Here is a 20,097-nt window from a genome sequence, read left to right as displayed (position 1 = left end):
GTCAGTGTCCCTCCTCGGGAAGAGCGAAGACGTCGGCGCGGATGGTCACGGTGCGCAGACCGTCACCGGGCTGGTCGCGGTACTTGTCGACGAACTCGTCGATGATGACGGTGAGCCGCGCGGTCAGGTCGGCCATCTGGTCCGCGGTCAATCGGGCGGTCGCGGTGGTGATCATGCCGGTCTCGTCGGGATCATCCGGCTTGCGCAGCCCTTCGGCCACGTAGTGCAGCAGTTGCTGGTGTCGGCGGTTGAGGAACTCGGTCAGCACCACCTGAGTGGCGGCACGACCCGCCGGGGTCTTCAGCCCCTCGGGGCTGCCGAAGGTGACCGACCCCTGGGGCCGCTCCCACCACCGCTCCCGGGCGGTGCCGCGGCCGTCGACCTCGCGGATCAGGTCGTGCTTGGCGAGCGCACGCAGGTGGTAGCTGGTGGCCCCGGTGGACTCCCCCGTCATGGCGGCCAGGCTGCTGGCGGTCTGCGGCCCGTACTGCGACAGGATGTCGTAGATCTGCACGCGCAGCGGGTGAGCCAGGGCGCGCAGCGCACCGCCGTCGATGAGCCGCGGCTTGCGCGCACCGCCAGGCGTCTGAGACTGGGTGTTCTCGTCCATGTCTGCAAAGATACCTTTGCGAATGATCTTTTGCAAGTGTTTCTTTGCAAGTGGTTCTTTGCGATCGCGCCGGCTCCGTTACGCTGGGTCCATGACGGATGCCTCGGCCAACCCTCTTCTGTCCCCCAGCACCCTCCCGTACGGCCTTCCGCCGTACGCGCAGATCCGCCCGGAACACTATCTGCCGGCGTTCGAGGTCGCGTTCGACGAACACCTGCAGGAGATCGCCGCGATCACGCGGGTGCGCTCGACGCCGACGTTCGAGAACACCATGGTGCCGCTGGAGAACTCGGGCCGCCTGCTGCACGACGTCGCGACGGCGTTCTACACGGTGTCATCCGCCGATGCGACCGAGAAGATCCAGCAGATCGAAGAGCAGCTCGCCCCGCTGATGGCCGCGCACCAGGACGCGATCCAGCTCGACGGCCGGCTCTACGCGCGCATCAAGAGCCTGCACGACCGGCTGGACGACCTCGACCTGGCGCCGGAGGAGCACTACCTGGTGCAGCGCTGGTACCGCGAGATGACACACGCCGGCGCGGGGCTGGACGACGCCGCCAAGGCCGAGGTCACCGCGCTGAACACCCAGCTATCGACCCTGACCACGACGTTCGACAAGAACCTGCTGGCCGACACCAACGACCTTGCCGTGCTGTTCCGCGACGCCGACGATCTGGCGGGCCTGACCGACGGCGAGCTGTCGGCGGCGGCGCAGGCCGCGGCCGAGCGCGGTCTGGACGGCGCGTACCTGGTCACGCTCCCCCTGTTCACCGGGCACCCCTACCTCGCCGGTATGCACGATCGCGACGCCCGGCGGCGGATCATGGACGCGTCGCGGGCGCGGGGCTCGCGCGGCAACGCGAACGACAACCGTGACGTGCTGCGCCAGATCGTGCGGTTGCGGGCGGAGCGCGCCGCGCTGCTCGGCTACGACTCGCACGCGGCGTATGTGACCGCCGATGAGACCGCCGGCAACCCGCAGGCGGTGCGCGACCTGCTGCACCGACTCGCCGCGCCCGCCGCGCGCAATGCTCGCCGCGAGCAGGCCGCGCTGCAGGCGATGATCGACGAGTCCGGCGACCGGTTCGAGCTCGCCGCGCACGATTGGGCGTTCTACACCGAAAAGGTGCGCCAGGCCGAGTATGCGATCGACACCGCCGCGCTGCGCCCCTGGTTCGAGGCCGAGCGCGTGCTGCGCGACGGCGTCTTCTTCGCGGCGACGCGGCTGTACGGCGTCACGTTCACCGAACGCGACGACCTGCAGGCCTACCACCCCGACGCACGGGTGTTCGAGGTGCACAACGCCGATGGCTCGGCGCAGGGCCTGTACATCCTCGACCTGTACACGCGCGACACGAAGCGCGGCGGCGCCTGGATGAACTCGATCGTCGACCAGTCGGCACTGCGCGGCACGAAGGCCGTGGTGGTCAACAACCTCAACGTGTCCAAGCCCGCACCAGGGCAGCCCACCCTGCTTAGCTTCGACGAGGTGAGCACGCTGTTCCACGAGTTCGGACACGCGCTGCACGGGCTGTTCGCGACGGTCACCTACCCGCACTTCGCCGGCACCGAGGTGTTCCGCGACTTCGTCGAGTTCCCCAGCCAAGTCAACGAGATGTGGATGCTGTGGCCCGAGGTGCTGGACAACTACGCCCGGCACATCGAGACCGGCGAGCCGCTGCCGGCCGATGTGGTCGACAAGCTCCGGGCGTCAGAGACGTTCAACCAGGGCTTCGCCACCAGCGAGTACCTGGCGGCCGCATGGCTCGACCAGGCGTGGCACACGTTGACCGAACAGCAGGCCGCGCAAGAGATCGACGTCGCCGGGTTCGAGGCATCCGCCCTCGCCGACATCGGACTCGACAACCCGGCGGTGCCGACGCGCTATTCGTCGACGTACTTCCAGCACGTGTTCTCGGGCGGCTACAGCGCCGGGTACTACTCGTACATCTGGAGCGAAGTGCTCGACGCCGACACCGTCGAGTGGTTCAAAGAGAACGGCGGGCTCACCCGCGAGAACGGCGACCGCTTCCGCGAGAAGCTGCTCGGCGTGGGCGGCTCGAAGGACCCGCTCGAGGCCTATCGCGACTTCCGCGGCCGCGACGCCGACATCGCCCCGCTGCTCAAGCGCCGCGGCCTGGACGGCTGAGGGCAGGCAGGCTCGGATGACGGACCGGTTCGATCAGCTGGCCGCGATCCGCGAGGCGTTCGATGCCCGCGCGGGCGACTATGACGAGAATGCCATGCACCGCGCTCTCGCCATGTCGGTCGCACGGTTCGCGCGCGTGCCGGATGACGGGACGGTGGTGGATGCCGCGACCGGCACCGGTCTCGTCGCCCGAGCCCTGCTCGCCCGATGCCCCGGTCTGCACATCACGGGCGTCGACATCTCCCCCGGCATGCTCGCCGTCGCCCGCACCGCCGAGCCGCGCCTCGACTGGATCGAGGCGGATGCCACGACTCTGCCGCTCGACGATGCCTCGGTCGATCTCGTCACCTGTGTCACGGCCCTTCATCTTTTCGCCGAGCCCGAGCATGCGATCGCGGAATGGGCGCGCGTGCTCCGGCCCGGAGGCCGTGTCGTCACGGCGACCTTCGTCAGCGGCGGGCATCATGGCAAGAGCCATGCCGAGCACTCTTCGGCCCAGCATCCTGCCGCCGTGCCGTTCCCGCGCGACCACGCGTCGTTCGCGACGCCCGACCGGCTGCAATCGCTCTTCGCACCCGTCGGCCTGCGCATCGACCGGCTCGCGACCTGGGTGCGCGCCGACGACCGTGTACTCATCGCCGAGGCCGTCCGGGCCGACTGATCGGGCGGATCCCCCGGTCGGGCGTCGGCGGGCCGGGCTGGCGGAGGATGCCGCGCCCTGCGAGGATCGAGGGGTGACCGAGACCGTGTTTCCCCCCGAGCCGTTCGACGGCATCGTCCGCCTCGACCTCGACGCCGCTCCGCTGGCCGTCATCCGCCGCACCGGCATCACGGTCGCCCAGTTAAACGAGGTGTTCGACCACGGTTTCACCGCGCTGGGATCGCTGTTCGCGGCGGGCACATTGACCCCTGCCGGGCCGCCGGTGGCCGTCTACCGCGGCGATCCGTCGCAGACGTTCGACCTCGAACTCGGATTCCCTGTCGTCTCGGCGCCGTCCAAGCCGATCGAGGTGGACGGTCTCACCGTGGAGGCGTCCGCGCTGCCCGAAGGGCTGGCCGTCGCCACGACGTACGTCGGAGACTACGACGGGCTCGGCGCCGCCTGGGGTGCCCTGGTCGCCGGCTCCGGTGCGCAACCGATCGGTATCTGGATCGAGTCCTACGTCACCGACCCGCGGTCGGGCGCCGTGCCGCTGCGCACCGATCTGATCATGCCCACACGGTGAGTCTGATCATGCCCACACGGTGAGCGGGTCTGCGTCGCACCACCCGCGGCCCGCTCAACACCGGTACGGGATGGACCCGTAGGGTCCCCAGATCCAGCACGTGCCACCGCCACCGCCACCGCTTCCGCCCCCGCCGCTTCCGCCGCCGCCGGTTCCGCCGCCGCCGCTTCCGCCCCCGCCGGTGGTCGGTGGGGGCGGGGTGTTGGCCTTGTTCGAACTGCGGGCCGCGTCGACTCCGGAGACGTAGCCGTTCAGCGCGGACGCGCCGTCGGCGACCGCGAGCGGATCGTCCGCGGTGCGCGCCTGCCATTGCGGCGACGGCGCCTTGGCGACGGCATCGAGCTTGCCGAGCGCCTTGGTCAGCGCAGAGCGGGTCTTCGCACTCGCATGCGGCAGCGACGTGAGCGTCTTGCGGCCCTGCACGGCCCCGGACTGCGCCGCACCCGCCACGGCCGCGTCGAGGTTCTCGACGGCGAGCCGCACGCGCGCCTCGTCCTCATCGAGGCGTTCGCCCGCGGCGCGCAGTCGCGCCGCCTCGTCGGCCACTTCGTGTCGGGCGGCCGCCCGGTCGTCCGCCTCGAGGTAGTACTGCTCCAGCGTCGCAGCGATCGGCCCGTCACCGAGCCCGTCGAGCCGGACCACGGCCTCGGCCGACCCGGTTTCGTCCGAACCGGCCGCGGCGACCTTCTCGACGTCGGCGACGGCGGTGGCGAGCAGGTCCGCCGCATCCTGGCCGAACTCCGCGACATGCGCCGAGACGGTCTTCGCCGCCGGCCGCGCGGCCGCCAGCGCGGCTGTCGCGATCTTCTGCGCGCGCTCGTGTCTGTCGGCGGCTGCCTGCGCCGCATCCGCTGCGGCCGACAGCGTCGGGGCGTCGGCGCGGGCGGCGTCCGCGGCGTTCGCACGGTCGGCGGCAGTGATGCCCAGCGGAACCGCGATCGACGCCGCCACCACCAGCAGCGCGACCACACCCGTCGAGACCCAGACCGTCGTCCGCCGCGTCCACCGTCTGCGGGGCGGCCGTTCCGGTTGCGCCGTACGCTCCTGCGGGCTCTGCTCCGAGTCGGTGTTCATCCGGCTCCCCTGTCGGATCGAACGGGGCTGCTCAGGCGCTCTTGCGCTTCTGACGCAGCACGAGGGTGGGAGCCGCGCCCTCCTCGACCGCGGCCCTGGTGACGATGACCTTGTCGACGTCCTGGGTGGACGGGATCTCGAACATGATCGGGCCCAGCACGTCCTCGAGGATCGCGCGCAGCCCGCGCGCGCCGGTCTTGCGGGCGACGGCGAGATCGGCGATCGACTCGAGAGCATCCGTCTCGAACTCGAGTTCGACGTCGTCGAGCTGGAACATCCGCTGATACTGCTTGACCAGCGCGTTCTTCGGCGTGGTGAGGATCTCCATCAGCGCGTGGCGGTCCAGCGGTGACACCGAGGCCACGACCGGCAGGCGGCCGATGAACTCGGGGATCAGGCCGAACTTGTGCAGGTCTTCGGGCTGCACCTCGGTGAACAGGTTGAGGTCTTCGTCCTTGCGGTGCAGGGATGCTCCGAACCCGACGCCGTGCTTGCCGACCCGCGACGAGATGATGTCTTCGAGCCCGGCGAAGGCCCCGGCCACGATGAACAGCACGTTCGTCGTGTCGATCTGGATGAACTCCTGGTGCGGATGCTTGCGCCCGCCCTGCGGCGGCACAGATGCGACCGTGCCCTCGAGGATCTTCAGCAGCGCCTGCTGCACACCCTCGCCCGACACGTCGCGCGTGATGGACGGGTTCTCGGCCTTGCGGGCGATCTTGTCGACCTCGTCGATGTAGATGATTCCGGTCTCGGCCCGCTTGGTGTCGAAGTCCGCGGCCTGCAGCAGCTTGAGCAGGATGTTCTCGACGTCCTCGCCGACATACCCGGCCTCGGTCAGGGCTGTGGCATCCGCCACCGCGAACGGCACGTTCAGGCGCTTGGCGAGCGTCTGCGCCAGGTACGTCTTGCCACAGCCGGTGGGGCCGAGCAGCAGGATGTTGCTCTTGGCGATCTCGACCTCTTCGGCACGCTGCTCGGCCGACTGGATCGTCGAGTGCGCCCGCACCCGCTTGTAGTGGTTGTACACCGCCACCGACAATGCACGCTTGGCGTCGTCCTGCCCGACCACGTACTCCTCGAGGAACGCGAAGATCTCGCGCGGCTTGGGCAGGTCGAACTCCGAGACCGTCCCGTCGGCGGATTCGGCCATCCGCTCTTCGATGATCTCGTTGCACAGTTCGACGCATTCGTCGCAGATGTACACGCCGGGGCCGGCGATCAACTGCTGCACCTGCTTCTGGCTCTTTCCGCAGAACGAGCACTTGAACAGGTCAGCACTCTCGCCGATGCGTGCCATGGGCCCCTCCTCGTGTGCCGTGGGCAGGTGTGCCCGCGTGGTTCGAGCCTAATCGCTGGCCCCGACATCCGTCCGCATTGCGACGCGTTCTGCTCCGCCCACAGCAGAGCCCCGGCATCCGGGGCGGGATGTCGGGGCTCTTTCGGCGCGGTGCGACTACGCCGTGATCGCGTTCTGCCCGCGCTTGCGGGTGGTGAGCACCTGGTCGACCAGGCCGTACTCGACGGCATCCTGAGCCGACAGGATCTTGTCGCGGTCGATGTCCTTGTTGACCTGCTCCTGGGTGCGCTTGGAGTGCTTGGCGAGCGTCTCTTCGAGCCAGGTGCGCATGCGCATGATCTCGTTCGCCTGGATCTCGATGTCGGACGCCTGCCCCTGGCCGGCCTCGCCGACGGCGGGCTGGTGGATGAGGATGCGGGCGTTCGGCAGCGCGAGCCGCTTGCCGGGCGCACCGGCGGCCAGCAGCACCGCGGCGGCCGAGGCGGCCTGGCCGAGCACGACCGTCTGGATCTGCGGCGACACGTACTGCATGGTGTCGTAGATCGCGGTCATGGCCGTGAACGAGCCGCCGGGCGAGTTGATGTACATGATGATGTCGCGGTCGGGGTCCTGGCTCTCGAGCACCAGCAGCTGCGCCATCACGTCGTCGGCCGACGCGTCGTCGACCTGCACGCCGAGGAAGATGACCCGGTCCTCGAACAGCTTGTTGTACGGGTCCTGGCGCTTGTAGCCGTAGGCGGTGCGCTCCTCGAACTGCGGCAGGATGTAGCGGCTGGACGGCGTGTGCAGTCCGCGGGGCACGGTCGGAAGACCGAAAGAGGGGGTGTTCATGCGCATGTCTCCTTCGTGCCTCACTGGTTGGTTCCGCCGCCGCCGTGCACGTCTTCGGCGTGCTCGCGGATGTGGTCGACGAAGCCGTACTCCAGCGCCTCGTCGGCCGAGAACCAGCGGTCGCGGTCGCCGTCGGCGTTGATCTGCTCGACGGTCTTGCCGGTCTGTTCGGCGGTGATCTCGGCGAGCCGCTTCTTCATGTCGAGGATCAGCTGCGCCTGGGTCTGGATGTCGCTCGCGGTGCCGCCGAAACCGCCGTGCGGCTGGTGCAACAGCACGCGGGCGTTGGGGGTGATGTACCGCTTGCCCTTGGTGCCGCTGGTCAGCAGCAGCTGGCCCATCGACGCGGCCATGCCGATGCCGACGGTGACGATGTCGTTCGGCACGAACTGCATCGTGTCGTAGATCGCCATCCCGGCGGTGATCGAACCGCCCGGCGAGTTGATGTACAGGTAGATGTCCTTCTGGGAGTCCTCTGCGGCGAGCAGGAGGATCTTCGCGCAGATCTCGTTGGCGTTGTCGTCGCGCACCTCTGATCCCAGCCAGATGATGCGGTCCTTCAGCAGCCTGTCGAAGACGCTGGTCGCGACAAGGGGTTCAGCCATTCGTGCTCCTGATTCGGTTGCGTGCTTCGAATCTACCGGCGCGGATCGCGCGACCCGCCCCTGTTCGCCGTCGGCATAGCCAGGCGGATGCCGCAGCCGGCCGCCGCGGTCCCGCGGGCGTCGACGCGACCGTTCACTCGTTGCGCGGTCGGGGGTCGAGCAGCTCCGCGGCATAGCCGCGGACCGACCGCGTGTAGCGGCTCAGGTGGGGTGCGAGCGCGGTGAGCGCGACGGACGCGCCGCGCACGGCGTCGCCCGACGAGACGAGCGCGAGCGCGTAGAACGCGGCGGCCTCGTCCTGCATGTCGGCGCCGCGGGTCGCCTCGTATTCGGCGCGCAGCAGCCCCAGCGCCTCATCGAGGTGCCCGAGGTTGCGGATCGTGCTGGCCAGCTGGATCACCGCGCGGGTGCGCCGCCCGGGGTCGAGTCCGGCCCCCAGCGCGGCGCGATATAGCGGCTCGGCTTCGGTCTCGCGTCCGGCGCTGTCGCGAGCTCCCGCCCGTTCGAACAGCGCGACGGGATGCTCGTCGCCCAGCTCGGCGGCAAGGGCGTCGATCGCGGCGACGCGGTCGTCGTCGTCGAGCGCGTCATCCGCCCACACGGCGTCGATGCGGCGCTGCCAGTCGTCGGTGGTCTCGGTCATGTCCCTCCCGTGCAGAGCACGAGGGGCGGATGCCGCAGCATCCGCCCCTCGGTGAGCTCTTACTCGGCGTCCTTCTTCGGGGCCGCCTTCTTGGCTGCTGGCTTCTTCGCGGCGGGCTTGTCGGCGGCGGTCTTCTTCGCGGCTGCCTTCGTCTTCGGCTTCTCTTCGGCCGCGATGACCTCGTCGGCGTCGGCCGCGGCATCCGCGATCTGCTCCGCTTCCTCGACCACCTCGTCCTCGGCGGTCTGCCCGTCCTGCTCCTCGGCGACGAACCCGGTCAGGTCGACGGGGTTGCCGGCCGTGTCGACGACGGTGACCTTGCCGAGCACGATGGCCAGGGCCTTGTTGCGGGCGACCTCACCGACCAGGACCGGCAGCTGGCCGTTCTGCTGCAGCACCTCGACGAACTCCTGCGGCGCCATGCCGTACTGCGCGGCCGACTGCACGATGTACTGGGTCAGCTCGTCCTGCGACACCTGCACGTCGTGGGCCTCGACGATCTTGTCGAGCAGCATCTGGGTGCGGAACTGCTTCTCGCTGGCCTCGGTGACCTCGGCACGGTGTTCGTCGTCCTCCAGACGGCCCTCCTGCTCGAGGTGCTCGTGCACCTGCTCCTCGATGAGCTGGGCGGGCACCGGGATCTCGGCCTGGGCGAGCAGTTCTTCGACGAGCTTGTCACGCGCCGCCGTCCCCTGGGCGAACACGGCCTGCTGGCCGACGCGCTCGGCGAGCGAGGCACGCAGTTCGGCGATGGTGTCGAACTCGCTCGCGATCTGGGCGAAGTCGTCGTCCGCCTCGGGCAGCTCGCGCTCCTTGACGCTCTTGACCGTGACCGACACCTCGGCCTCTTCGCCTGCGTGGTCGCCGCCGACCAGGGTGGAGCGGAACGTGGTCTCCTCGCCGGCGGTGAGCGAGTCGACGGCCTCGTCCATGCCCTCGAGCAGCTCGCCCGAGCCGACCTCGTACGAGACGCTCTCGGCGCGGTCGATCTCGACACCGTCGATGGTGGCGACCAGGTCGAGTTCGACGAAGTCGCCGGTCTTGGCCGGACGATCCACCGTCACCAGGGTGCCGAAGCGGCCGCGCAGGCGGTCGAGCTCGGCGTCCACAGCGGCGTCGTCGGTCTCGGCCTCGTCGACGGTGATGGTGGTGCCTTCGTAGGCGGGCAGGTCGAAGTCGGGCCGCACGTCGACTTCGATGTCGACCTTGAGGTCGCCCGAGAAGTCCTTCTCGTTCGGCCACTCGACGATCTCGGCGCTCGGCCGACCGACGGTGCGCACCTCGTGCGCGGTCAGCGCCTCGCGGTAGAAGCCGTCGAGACCCTCGTTGACGGCGTGCTCGATGACGGCGCCGCGGCCGATGCGCTGGTCGATGATGGGCGCGGGCACCTTGCCCTTGCGGAAGCCGGGGACCTGCACGTCCTGCGCGATGTGCTCGTACGCGTGCGTGATGCTCGGCCGCAGCTCATCCGGCGTGACGCTGATGTGCAGCTTCACGCGGGTCGGGCTGAGCTTCTCGACGGTGCTCGTGACCATGCCTTCTCGTTCTCCTCTGGTTCGCGCACGCGGACGTGGCTTCAAGTCGGGGTCTGTGGGGCCGTTGCGTCGGGGCGACAGGATTTGAACCTGCGGCCTCCCGCTCCCAAAGCGGGCGCTCTACCAAGCTGAGCTACGCCCCGGGGCGCGCGGCGCCGAAACGGCCTGGTCGAGTCTAGCCGACGCCGGTGTGAGACCGCGCGCGGGCAGGATGCTGTCATCCAGTACACTTGCCGAGGTGCTCCGCACGCGGGGCGGTAGCTCAATGGTAGAGCCTCAGTCTTCCAAACTGATTACGCGGGTTCGATTCCCGTCCGCCCCTCCATCACTCCGACGCACGGCGGTGCAGCCGAGGTCAGGCCGGGCGGGCGTCGCGGTGCGCGACGGCGTGCTCGTCGCGGTAGATGCGTGCGTTGCCGTGCAGCCGCTCGCGCTCGGCGGGGTCCAACTCGCGGCGCACCTTCGCGGGCACGCCCGCGACCAACGACCCGTCGGGGATCTCGGCACCCTCGAGCACGACGGCACCGCCGGCCACGAGGCATCCCGCCCCGATCTTGGCGCCGTTGAGGATCACCGCGCCCATGCCGATGAGCGAGCCGTCGCCGATGGTGCACCCATGGACGACGGCGTTGTGCCCGACCGAGACGTCACGGCCGATGACCACGGGTGAGCCGTGGTCGACGTGGACCGACACGTTGTCTTGCAGGTTGCTGCCGGCGCCGACCGTGATCGAGTCGCCGTCGGCTCTCAGGACCGCGTTGTACCAGACGCTCGAGCCGGCTTCGAGGCGCACCGCCCCGATCACGCGGGCGCCGGCGGCCACGAACGCCGAGTCGTCGATCTGCGGGGTGCTCGTTCCGAGGGCGAGAACGGATGCTGCGGAGTCGATCGTCATGCGTCGACCCTATCCCCGGGCGGCTCGCGCCCACCGAGCGTTGCGATCACCCCGGGCTGCACCGGCCACAGCCGCGCCCGCACCGGGACCCGGCCCACACCCCTACCCCGCACGGCCCCCGCTCAGCGGGCGGCGAGCGCGCCGGTGATCGCCTTCTCGTACCAGGGGGCCAGGCTGTCGACCCACGTCACGGTCAGGTGGTCCTGATCGCGATACAGGTCGGCGCCGCCCACCACCGGGAAGCACGTGGTCTGGTCGCAGTAGGCGTCGGTGAAGTCGAGCAGGGTGACCCCGTCCACGCCCTGTGCCGCGGCCTTCAGCGGGTCGTCGGCGACGAGCACGTCGGCACGGGCACCGGTGCAGCTGGACTGCGCGCGGGTGCGCAGGCACTTGTTCGGGTCGGTCTCCCACACCGGATTGTCGACGACGGCGATGATCTTGGCACCACGGTCCAGTTCCGGCTTCCACGCGTCGCGGTATCCGGCCACGGCGGCGTCGTGCGCCGAGGCGTGCCCGTCGGCCGCGAACGGGGTGGTGGCCAACGCCCCGGTGACGATCACATCGGCCTGCAGATGCTCGAGCCGCTGCGTCACGGCGTGCCGCCATTGCGTGCACGCGTCGCCGAACGCCCCCGGGGTGGCCAGCGGCGTCGTGCTCCAAGGGCACGCGCCCTTGAAGAACGTGGTCAGCCGCCACCCGTTGCGCTCGGCCATCCGCTGCAGCGTCGGCAGCAGCTGGTACGCATGGCTGTCGCCGATGAGCACGACACTGGGCGCGCCGTCGGCCTTCGAGCCGAAGGTGCACTCGACCGGACGGGCGTCGTTGAGCTGCACGAAGCATCCGTCGTCGTCGGGTTTGTCGGCCCCGGCGAAACCCGGCGCCGGCAGCACGGTATCGCCGAAGGTCGTGCCCACGCACGACGGATCGAGCACGACGGCCGCGCCGAAGCAGTCCGGCGGGTTGTCGCGCACCTGCTGGATCGCCTGCACCCCCTCACGGTAGGCGGGGGCGTTCACCGCCCAGGCGGCACCGGCGGTTCCGGCCACGAGCACCATCGCCGCCAGCGACGACAGCAGCGACACCCGCGCCTTGCGCGTGGTGAGCACCTTCCAGCGGCGCACCGGGTCTTCGACGAACCGCTTGGTCAGCCACGCCAGCACGAAGCAGATCACCAGCAGGGCGACACGGTGGTAGATGCTCAGCCCCCAGAACGGCACCGACGGCGCGATGACGATCAGCGGCCAATGCCACAGGTACAGCGAGTACGAGATGTCACCGGTGAACTGCGCGGGGCGCCACGACAACACCCGGGTCGGGTACCACCACCGGTCGGTGTTCGACGCGGCGATGATCGCGGCCACCCCGAGCGCGGGCAGCGCGGCCGCATATCCGGGGAACGGGGTCTGCCCGTCGAACCGGAACGCCGTCCAGACCAGCGCGATGATGCCGCCCCAGCCGAGCACGAAGCTGAGCACCCGCCCGCGCACCTGCAGCGCGGGGATGAGTGCGACAAGGCCACCGAGCCCGAACTCCCACATCCGCCCGAACGTGACGAAGTAGGCCGGCGCCGGGTTGGTGAGCGTGAACGCCACGCAGAAGACGAAGGATGCCACGGTCACCACCGCGAGCGTCACCACCACCGCACCGCGCCGCCCACGCCGCAGCCAGCGCACCGCGAGCCACGCCGCCAGCAGGATCAGCAGCGGCCACATGACGTAGAACTGCTCCTCGAGCGATAGCGACCAGTAGTGCTGCACCGTGGTCGGGCTGCCCGAGTGGTTCAGGTAGTCGGCGGAGTTCAGCGCCAGGTACCAGTTCTCGACGTAGAACGTCGCGGCGGTGATCTCTTTCACCTCGTTCTGCAGCGCCGAGGTGGGCATCAGGTACGGCGACATCACCGCGATCGCGCAGAACAGCAGCACCAGCAGCGAAGCCGGCAGCAGGCGCCGCGCCCGACGCGCCCAGAACTGGCCGAGCCGGATGCCACCGGTCAGCGACAGTTCACGCCACAGGTGCGCGGTGATCAGATAGCCCGAGATGACGAAGAACACGTCGACGCCGACGTAGCCGCCGGGAAGGCGCCCGGGCCAGAAGTGGTAGAGCACCACCAGTAGCACGGCGATGGCGCGCAGCCCCTGCACGTGCGGGATGAACCGGGACGGTTCGGCGTGCTCGGGCGAGCGGTCGCGGCGCAGCCGGGCGCGCGGGCCCGCCGGGGCGTTCAGGTCCTGCGGTCCGAGGTCGTGGTCTGCGGAAGGCACCCCTCGACGGTAGTCGACCCGCAGCCGCACGCCGGGCATTTCTCACGGCCGGTGAGCCGAGCCTTGGCTTGCTTGCGGAATTCACACCGCCCCGTAACGTTGGAGTCAGTGAGGCGCCATCACGAAACGGAGGCCATCGAATGACCGAAACCAACACCACCCCGGCTGCTGCCGTCGACGCGACCGTCGCGGCCGGCTCCGCCCAGTTCCTGACCCCGGTCGCACTGGGATTGCAGGCCCTGGCGGTCAACGGCAAGCAGGCGCACTGGAACGTGCGCGGGGCGAACTTCATCGCCATCCACGAGCTTCTCGACTCCGTCGTCGCACACGCCCAGGACTGGGCCGACCTCGCCGCCGAGCGGGTCGTCGCGCTGGGGCTGCCGATCGACGCGCGGCTGGCGACGATCGACGAGAAGGTCGCCGCCACGCAGGTGCCGGCCGGTTTCACCCCGTGGGAGGACATGATCCGCGCGATCATCGCCGACATGGATGCCGTGATCGCCGACGTGCAGGCCGCGATCGACGGGCTCGACGAGATCGACCTGACGAGCCAAGACATCGTCATCACCATCAAGGAGGGCATCGAGAAGGACCGCTGGTTCCTCTTCGCCCACCTGGCCGCGTAGTCCGCGCAGCGCCACGACGAAGCCCCCGGCGTCCACGCCGGGGGCTTCGTCGCATGCACATCACGCCTGGCAGCGCGGACACCAGTACAGCTTGCGGGCCGCCGCCTCTTCCACGACGATCGCGGTGCCGCACACGCGGCACGGCAGGCCCGCCCGGTGGTACACCCAGTGCCGGTCGTCGCGGTGCGCCATCGCCTTGCGGTACTCGTCGGGGCTCAGCCCGTCCATCGTCATCATCTGGCCGGTCTCGACGCCGATGCGCAACAGCCGCACCCAGTCGCGCCAGATGCCGCGCACCACATCTTCGGGCACCTCCCGCCCGGGCGTGTGCGGGTTCTGCCGGGCACGGAACAGCAGTTCGGCCCGGTACACGTTGCCGATGCCGCTGACCACCGCCTGATCCATCAGCAGCAGGCCGATCGGGGTCTGCCGGCGCCGCACCGCCGCCGTGAACCGCTCCTCGCCCTCGTCGGGGTCGCCCACCAGCGGATCGGGGCCGAGCCGGGCGACCGTGGCCGCCATCTCGTCGGGGGTCTGCAGTTCGCACGCGGTCGGTCCGCGCAGGTCGGCGCACGTGATCTCGGTCAGCAGCCGCAGCCGTACCTGCCCGATCACCGGGGGCGGCCACTGACCGTCCTCGTCGGCCAGCCCGCTGGTCTGCTCGCTCATGCGCACATGCACGCGGGTGCGGCGCGGCGCGCCGATGGATGCCAGCGAGTTCTCGCCCGCGGCATCCATCACCGCATCGCCCTCGAGCACCGTGCCGCGCTGGTTCGTCTGCCCCATCCGGCCGTTGGACGCCGCGATCGTGGGGTCGACGAGGATCTCGCCGGCGAAGTCCCACGCGCCGTACAGGCCCAGGTGCACGCGCAACCACAGTTCGTCGTCGAAGGCGAGGAACATCTGCTTGCCCACCGCCTGCACGGCGGTCGCCTCACGGCCCGAGATGAGCGTGGCGCCCTCGGCGAAACGGCCCTGGGGACTGGATGCCGCCACCTGGCGTCCCACGACGTTGCGGTCGAACTGCCGCGCGATGCGGTGGACCGAGTGCCCCTCCGGCATCAGGCGCGCGGGTCGGGCTCGAGCGAACCGTCCTGCTCGAACGCCCGGATCTGGGCGATCCGGCGTGCGTGCCGCTCTTCGCCCGAGAACGGGGTGGCGATGAAACGGTCGATGAACGACGCGGCCTCGTCGAACGTGTGCTGCCGGGCCCCGATCGCGATCACGTTCGCGTCGTTGTGCTCGCGGGCCAGCTCCGCCGTCGCGATGCTCCACACGAGTGCGGCACGGATGCCGGGCACCTTGTTCGCGGCGATCTGCTCACCGTTGCCCGACCCGCCGAACACGACGCCGAGGGTCGGGATGCCGGCCTCCTGATCGCGGATCACCGCCTGCGCAGCGCGGATGCAGAACGCCGGGTAGTCGTCGAGCGCGTCGTACTCCACCGGACCGTGGTCGATCACCTCGTGCCCCTGGTCGCCCAGATGGTGCTGCAGCCGGGTGGAGAACTCGAGGCCGGCGTGGTCGGTCGCGATGTGGATGCGCATGCCCCAATCCTATTGGCGCAGGTCTTGGCCCGGCCGATCGGCCGCCGGGCACAACGGCGCCGCCCGAACCGCTTAGGCTGGAGAGGTTGTCGCCGACGCCAGCAGCGTTGCGCACGGCATCCATCACCCCACACCCACGGGAGAATCGCAGTGCCAGGAGAGAACCTCACCCGCATCGAGGCGCTTGAGCGCCGTGCCGTCGTCGACACCCAGGAGTACGACGTCGTCCTCGATCTGACCAGGGGTCCGGAGGTCTTCGGGTCCACCACCACGGTCCGGTTCGCGGCGACCGAGGGCGCCTCGACGTTCATCGACCTGATCGCCCGCGAGGTGCGTTCGATCACGTTGAACGGGCGCGCCATCGACCCGGCGGTCGCGTTCGCCGACTCGCGCATCGCGCTTGACGGCCTGGCCGCGCAGAACGAACTGGTCGTCGACGCGGACTGCCTGTACACGAACACCGGCGAGGGTCTGCACCGCTTCGTCGACCCCGTCGACGGCGAGGTGTACCTCTACTCGCAGTTCGAGGTGCCCGACTCGCGGCGCATGTTCGCGGTGTTCGAGCAGCCCGACCTGAAGGCCGCGTTCCAGTTCACCGTCACCGCGCCGGCGCAGTGGAAGGTCGTCTCGAACGCGCCCACCCCCGAGCCGGTGCCGGCCGGTGACGGCACGGCGACATGGACGTTCCCGCGCACGCAGCGCATCTCGTCGTACATCACCGCGCTGATCGCCGGTCCGTACGAGGCGACGTTCTCTGAGCTGACCAGCGCCTCGGGCCGGGTGATCCCGCTCGGGGTGTACGCGCGCAAGAGCCTGTGGCAGCACATGGACGCGGACTACATCTTCGACATCACCCGCGCCGGGTTCGCGTACTACGAGCAGAAGTTCGACTGCCCCTACCCGTTCGAGAAGTACGACCAGCTGTTCGTGCCCGAGTTCAACGCGGGCGCCATGGAGAACGCGGGAGCGGTCACCTTCACCGAGACCTACGTGTTCCGGTCGAAGGTGACGGATGCGGTCAAGGAGCGCCGCGTCGTCACGATCCTCCACGAGCTGGCGCACATGTGGTTCGGTGACCTGGTCACCATGAAGTGGTGGAACGACCTGTGGCTGAACGAGTCGTTCGCCGAATGGGCGTCGACCATCGCCACCGCCGAGGCCACCGAGTGGACCGGGGCGTGGACCACGTTCAACGCGATGGAGAAGAGCTGGGCGTACCGTCAGGACCAGCTGCCGTCGACCCACCCGGTGGTGGCCGAGATCACCGACCTCGAGGACGTCCAGGTCAACTTCGACGGGATCACCTACGCGAAGGGCGGCTCGGTGCTCAAGCAGCTGACCGCCTGGGTCGGCATCGACGCCTTCTTCGCCGGTGTCGCCGCGTACTTCCGCAAGAACGCGTGGGGCAACACCGAGCTTTCCGACCTGCTGACCGAACTCGAGACCACCAGCGGGCGCGATCTGGGCGCCTGGTCGCGCAAGTGGCTCGAGACGGCCGGGGTGAACACCCTCACCCCGCTGATCGAGAACGACGCGAACGGCGTCATCACCCGGTTCGCGGTGGTGCAGACCGCCCCCGCCGACTACCCGACGATCCGGCCGCACCGGCTGGGCATCGGCTTCTACAACCTGCAGGACGGCGCCCTGGTGCGCGTGCACCACATCGAGCTGGACGTGGACGGCGACCGCACCGACGTGGCCGAGCTGAAGGGCATGGCGCGCCCCGACCTCGTGCTGCTCAACGACGACGACCTCGCCTACGCGAAGATCCGCCTGGACGACCGGTCGCTGGCCACCGCGGTGGCCCACCTCGACAAGATCACCGATCCGCTCGCCCGCTCCCTGGTGTGGGGCGCGGCCTGGGACCAGACGCGCGACGCCGAGGCATCCCCCAGCGACTACGTCGACCTGGTGCTGGGCAACATCGGCGCCGAGACCGAGTCGACCACGATCCGCACCACGCTGAACCAGCTGCTGCTGGCGGCGGCCGCGTACGTCGCACCCGAGCACCGCGATCAGACCCGGGTGCGGGTGGCCGACCGGCTGTGGGAGCTGGCGCAGGCGGCCGAGGCCGGCAGCGACAGCCAACTGCAGCTGGTGACCTCGTTCGCCGCCGGCGCGGCCGACGACCGACAGTGGGAGCAGGTGCGCGCGCTGCGCGACGGGCAGACTGTGCTGCCGGGTCTGCAGATCGACACCGACCTGTCGTGGCAGCTGCTGGTCTCGCTGGCCGCCGGTGGCAAGGTGACCGTCGCCGACATCGACGAGGCGCTCGCCGCCGACAACACCGCCAAGGGCGGCGAGTTCGCCGCCCAGGCCAAGGCGGCCCTGCCCACACCCGAGGCCAAGCAGGCCGCGTGGGACAGCCTGGTCGCGCGCGACGATCTGCCCAACACGGTGGTGCGCTCGGCTGCGGCCGGGTTCGTCCACCCCGCCGGTGCACAGCTGCTCGAGGCGTTCGTGCCGCAGTACTTCGACATGCTGCTGCCGGTGTGGCAGAACCGCACCTACCAGATCGCTAACTACCTGATCACCGGGCTGTACCCGGCGGCGCTGGCGAACACCGCCCTGCGTGACGCGACGCGCGCCTGGCTGACCGAGCACGCGGACGCACCGGCGGCACTGCGCCGCATCGTGGCCGAAAACCTCGCCGGCACCGAGCGCGCGCTGTCGGTGCAGGCCCGCGACCGGCAGGACTGACCGCGGGCCTCGACGGTCATCGCCGGCGCCCGCCGGCCCGGATGTGTCACAGAAGATGCGGGCTCTGCCCCTGGCATCCCGCATCTTGTGAGACATCCCTGCGGCGCGTGTCCCACAACGTGCGGCTTCATGACGCACCAGCTCGCACGTTGCCAGACACGCTCGCCGGTGGACCGCGGTCGCCAGGCCCGCCCGCCCGGAGTGGGTGCCGAACCCAGGCATCCGTGTGCGGGCCCGGCGCACCGAGTACCTCTCCGGTATGACGGATGCCACCGGGAATCGGTACCGCGGTCGGATGTGCCCGCGGGTGAAGGGCCGATAGCGTCGAGGGCATGATCACCGCAGAAGGCCTGACCAAGAGATTCGGGTCCAAGACCGCCGTCGACGATGTGTCGTTCACCGTCCAGCCCGGGAAGGTGACCGGATTCCTCGGCCCCAACGGCGCCGGAAAGTCCACGACGATGCGCATGATCGTGGGGCTCGACCGCCCCACGGCCGGCAGCGTCACCGTCAACGGAGCCCGGTACGTCTCGATGCGCGCTCCATTGCGCGAGGTGGGGGTGCTGCTGGACGCGAAGGCCGTGCACACCGGCCGTACCGCCCGCAGCCACCTGCGCGCGATGGCCGCCACGCACGGCATCTCGCGGCGCCGTGTCGACGAGGTCATCGAGCTGACCGGCATCACCTCGGTCGCCGGCAAACGGGCCGGCAAGTTCTCACTGGGCATGGGACAGCGTCTGGGCATCGCCGCGGCGCTGCTGGGCGACCCGCAGACCCTCATCCTCGACGAGCCGGTCAACGGCCTCGACCCCGAGGGCGTGCGCTGGGTGCGCCACTTCGTACGCCACGCCGCCGGCGAAGGCCGAACCGTACTGCTGTCGAGCCACCTGATGAGCGAGATGGCCCAGACCGCCGACCACGTGATCGTACTCGGCCGCGGCCGGGTGCTCGCCGATGCGGCGCTGGCCGACCTGGTGGAACAGTGGACCGTCGCCACCACGCGCGTGCGCTCTCCCCGGCTCGCCGACCTCGCCACCGCGGTCGCCGGCCCCGGCGTGCAGTTCACCGCCACCGGACCCGACACCGCCGAGATCACCGGCAGCCCCGCCGCCCGGATCGGCGATCTCGCCGCGGCCCGCGGCATCCCGCTGCACGAACTCACCCCGACGACCGGCTCGCTCGAGGACGCCTACCTCGCCCTGACCGAGCAGTCCGTCGAGTACGCCACCAAGGAGATCGCATGACCACCGTCACCTCCCCCGCCCCGGCTCGCGCCCGCACCACCGACGAGGGCATCCGCCTCGGTTTCGCCCGCGTGCTGCGCAGCGAGACCATCAAGCTGCTCACTCTGCGATCCACCTGGTGGTCGATCATCGTGGTCGCGCTGCTCTCGGTCGCGCTGTCGGCATTGATCGCCGCCTCGATCGCCGCGTCGATGCAGCAGGGTGTCAGCGCGACCGATCTCGCGCACGCGGTGCCGATGGCGGTGATCGCGCCGATCCAGTTCACGATGCTGCTGGCCGGCTCGCTGGGCGCCATCGCGATCACCGGCGAGTACTCCACCGGCATGATCCGCTCCACGCTCGCCGCCGAACCGCGCCGCGGCGTCGTCCTGGCCGCCAAGACGATCGTCGTCGCCGCCCTGCTGGCGGTGGTGAGCCTGGTGGTGTTCGCGCTCGCGCTGATCCCGGTGTGCGCGATCCTGAAGGCGGCGCCGTTGGATGTCACCGACCCGGGCACCCTGCTGCTGCCCGTGCTGTACGGATGCCTGTCGATGGCAGTGTTCGCCGTGCTGGGGCTGTCGTTCGGCTTCATCCTGCGCAACGGTCCCGGCGCCATCGCCGCGACCGCCGGGCTGCTGTTCGTGCTGCCGATCGTCGGGTCGATGTTCCCCTCCGAGGGGGCGTGGAGCTGGCTGCACACGGTTGCGGCTTACCTGCCGATGAACGCGGCGCAGGCGCTGACCACGACCCCCGGCGAGCACGGCATGATGACCGTTCCGGTGGCCCTGCTCACGCTCGGAGGCTGGGTCGCCGCCGGCCTGGTCGGCTCGTGGCTCGTGCTGCGCACCCGCGATGCGTGAGCGAGATCGCAC

General features: G+C 69.9%; 17 protein-coding genes, 2 tRNA genes and 1 pseudogene. 8 read left to right on the top strand and 12 right to left on the bottom strand.

Annotation, left to right across the window (positions count from 1 at the left end; genetic code table 11):
* Position 1: 1 nt before the first annotated feature.
* The gene (locus H577_RS0107325) at positions 2–610 is read right to left on the bottom strand and encodes a winged helix-turn-helix domain-containing protein (protein ID WP_051191849.1); all 609 of its coding nucleotides are present in this window, start codon (positions 608–610) and stop codon (positions 2–4) included.
* Between the two features lie 91 nt (positions 611–701).
* Between H577_RS0107325 and H577_RS0107320 the strand changes: the two genes are divergently transcribed.
* The 3 genes from H577_RS0107320 (at position 702) to H577_RS16960 (ending at position 3,985) form a co-directional block, all read left to right on the top strand.
* A complete protein-coding gene (locus H577_RS0107320; protein ID WP_029145410.1) occupies positions 702–2,759 on the top strand; it encodes a M3 family metallopeptidase in 2,058 nt (685 codons plus the stop codon).
* A 16-nt stretch (positions 2,760–2,775) separates the two neighbouring features.
* Positions 2,776–3,420, top strand: coding sequence for a class I SAM-dependent methyltransferase (locus H577_RS0107315; protein ID WP_029145409.1), 645 nt, complete (start codon positions 2,776–2,778; stop codon positions 3,418–3,420).
* 73 nt (positions 3,421–3,493) lie between these two features.
* Positions 3,494–3,985, top strand: coding sequence for a GyrI-like domain-containing protein (locus tag H577_RS16960; RefSeq protein WP_051191848.1), 492 nt, complete (start codon positions 3,494–3,496; stop codon positions 3,983–3,985).
* 54 nt (positions 3,986–4,039) lie between these two features.
* On the opposite strand, the gene H577_RS17940 is transcribed toward H577_RS16960, so the two are convergent.
* From H577_RS17940 to H577_RS0107275, 7 genes and pseudogenes are all read right to left on the bottom strand, one after another.
* The gene (locus H577_RS17940) at positions 4,040–5,059 is read right to left on the bottom strand and encodes a hypothetical protein (protein WP_211217901.1); all 1,020 of its coding nucleotides are present in this window, start codon (positions 5,057–5,059) and stop codon (positions 4,040–4,042) included.
* A gap of 31 nt (positions 5,060–5,090) precedes the next feature.
* Positions 5,091–6,359, bottom strand: a complete 1,269-nt coding sequence (gene clpX, locus H577_RS0107300; protein ID WP_029145407.1) for an ATP-dependent Clp protease ATP-binding subunit ClpX — start codon at positions 6,357–6,359, stop codon at positions 5,091–5,093.
* Between the two features lie 156 nt (positions 6,360–6,515).
* Positions 6,516–7,190 carry an ATP-dependent Clp protease proteolytic subunit gene (locus H577_RS0107295; protein WP_029145406.1) on the bottom strand — a complete coding sequence of 225 codons (675 nt, stop codon included), beginning with the start codon at positions 7,188–7,190 and terminating at the stop codon, positions 6,516–6,518.
* A 20-nt stretch (positions 7,191–7,210) separates the two neighbouring features.
* Positions 7,211–7,804: pseudogene (locus H577_RS0107290) on the bottom strand (ATP-dependent Clp protease proteolytic subunit); the annotation flags it as partial.
* A 124-nt stretch (positions 7,805–7,928) separates the two neighbouring features.
* The gene (locus H577_RS0107285) at positions 7,929–8,438 is read right to left on the bottom strand and encodes a tetratricopeptide repeat protein (RefSeq protein ID WP_029145404.1); all 510 of its coding nucleotides are present in this window, start codon (positions 8,436–8,438) and stop codon (positions 7,929–7,931) included.
* Between the two features lie 59 nt (positions 8,439–8,497).
* Positions 8,498–9,973, bottom strand: a complete 1,476-nt coding sequence (tig, locus tag H577_RS0107280; RefSeq protein WP_029145403.1) for a trigger factor — start codon at positions 9,971–9,973, stop codon at positions 8,498–8,500.
* Positions 9,974–10,042: 69 nt separating this feature from the next.
* Positions 10,043–10,116: transfer RNA gene (locus tag H577_RS0107275), tRNA-Pro, on the bottom strand.
* 108 nt (positions 10,117–10,224) lie between these two features.
* On the opposite strand from H577_RS0107275, the gene H577_RS0107270 reads away from it, so the two are divergent.
* Positions 10,225–10,298 (top strand) — tRNA-Gly (locus H577_RS0107270).
* 30 nt (positions 10,299–10,328) lie between these two features.
* Here H577_RS0107270 and H577_RS0107265 read toward each other — a convergent pair.
* The gene (locus tag H577_RS0107265; RefSeq protein WP_029145402.1) at positions 10,329–10,868 is read right to left on the bottom strand and encodes a gamma carbonic anhydrase family protein; all 540 of its coding nucleotides are present in this window, start codon (positions 10,866–10,868) and stop codon (positions 10,329–10,331) included.
* Positions 10,869–10,990: 122 nt separating this feature from the next.
* Entirely contained in the window at positions 10,991–13,129 is a 2,139-nt protein-coding gene (locus tag H577_RS0107260; protein ID WP_029145401.1) for an acyltransferase family protein, read from the bottom strand.
* A gap of 140 nt (positions 13,130–13,269) precedes the next feature.
* Between H577_RS0107260 and H577_RS0107255 the strand changes: the two genes are divergently transcribed.
* Positions 13,270–13,755 (top strand): Dps family protein, encoded by a 486-nt coding sequence (locus tag H577_RS0107255; protein WP_029145400.1) that lies wholly within the window; start codon positions 13,270–13,272, stop codon positions 13,753–13,755.
* Positions 13,756–13,815: 60 nt separating this feature from the next.
* On the opposite strand, the gene H577_RS0107250 is transcribed toward H577_RS0107255, so the two are convergent.
* Together H577_RS0107250 and H577_RS0107245 are read right to left on the bottom strand one after the other, a co-directional pair.
* Positions 13,816–14,817 carry an Fpg/Nei family DNA glycosylase gene (locus H577_RS0107250; RefSeq protein WP_029145399.1) on the bottom strand — a complete coding sequence of 334 codons (1,002 nt, stop codon included), beginning with the start codon at positions 14,815–14,817 and terminating at the stop codon, positions 13,816–13,818.
* On the bottom strand, positions 14,817–15,302 hold the full coding sequence (locus H577_RS0107245; RefSeq protein WP_029145398.1) for a ribose-5-phosphate isomerase: 486 nt from the start codon (positions 15,300–15,302) through the stop codon (positions 14,817–14,819). The genes H577_RS0107250 and H577_RS0107245 overlap by 1 nt, the downstream gene beginning before the upstream one ends.
* Positions 15,303–15,452: 150 nt before the next feature.
* Here H577_RS0107245 and pepN point away from each other — a divergent pair, with 150 nt between their 5' ends.
* The 3 genes from pepN (at position 15,453) to H577_RS0107230 (ending at position 20,085) form a co-directional block, all read left to right on the top strand.
* Positions 15,453–18,002 carry an aminopeptidase N gene (pepN, locus tag H577_RS0107240; protein WP_029145397.1) on the top strand — a complete coding sequence of 850 codons (2,550 nt, stop codon included), beginning with the start codon at positions 15,453–15,455 and terminating at the stop codon, positions 18,000–18,002.
* A gap of 332 nt (positions 18,003–18,334) precedes the next feature.
* A complete protein-coding gene (locus tag H577_RS0107235) occupies positions 18,335–19,246 on the top strand; it encodes an ABC transporter ATP-binding protein (RefSeq protein ID WP_029145396.1) in 912 nt (303 codons plus the stop codon).
* Positions 19,243–20,085, top strand: coding sequence for an ABC transporter permease subunit (locus H577_RS0107230; protein ID WP_029145395.1), 843 nt, complete (start codon positions 19,243–19,245; stop codon positions 20,083–20,085). The genes H577_RS0107235 and H577_RS0107230 overlap by 4 nt, the downstream gene beginning before the upstream one ends.
* Positions 20,086–20,097 lie beyond the last annotated feature (12 nt).

The sequence above is a fragment of the Microbacterium luticocti DSM 19459 genome (genome assembly GCF_000422405.1).
Classification (GTDB): Bacteria; Actinomycetota; Actinomycetes; order Actinomycetales; family Microbacteriaceae; genus Microbacterium; species Microbacterium luticocti.
The sequence above is the reverse complement of the archived record's forward strand: the minus strand, read 5'-3'. Positions and strand labels throughout refer to the sequence as shown.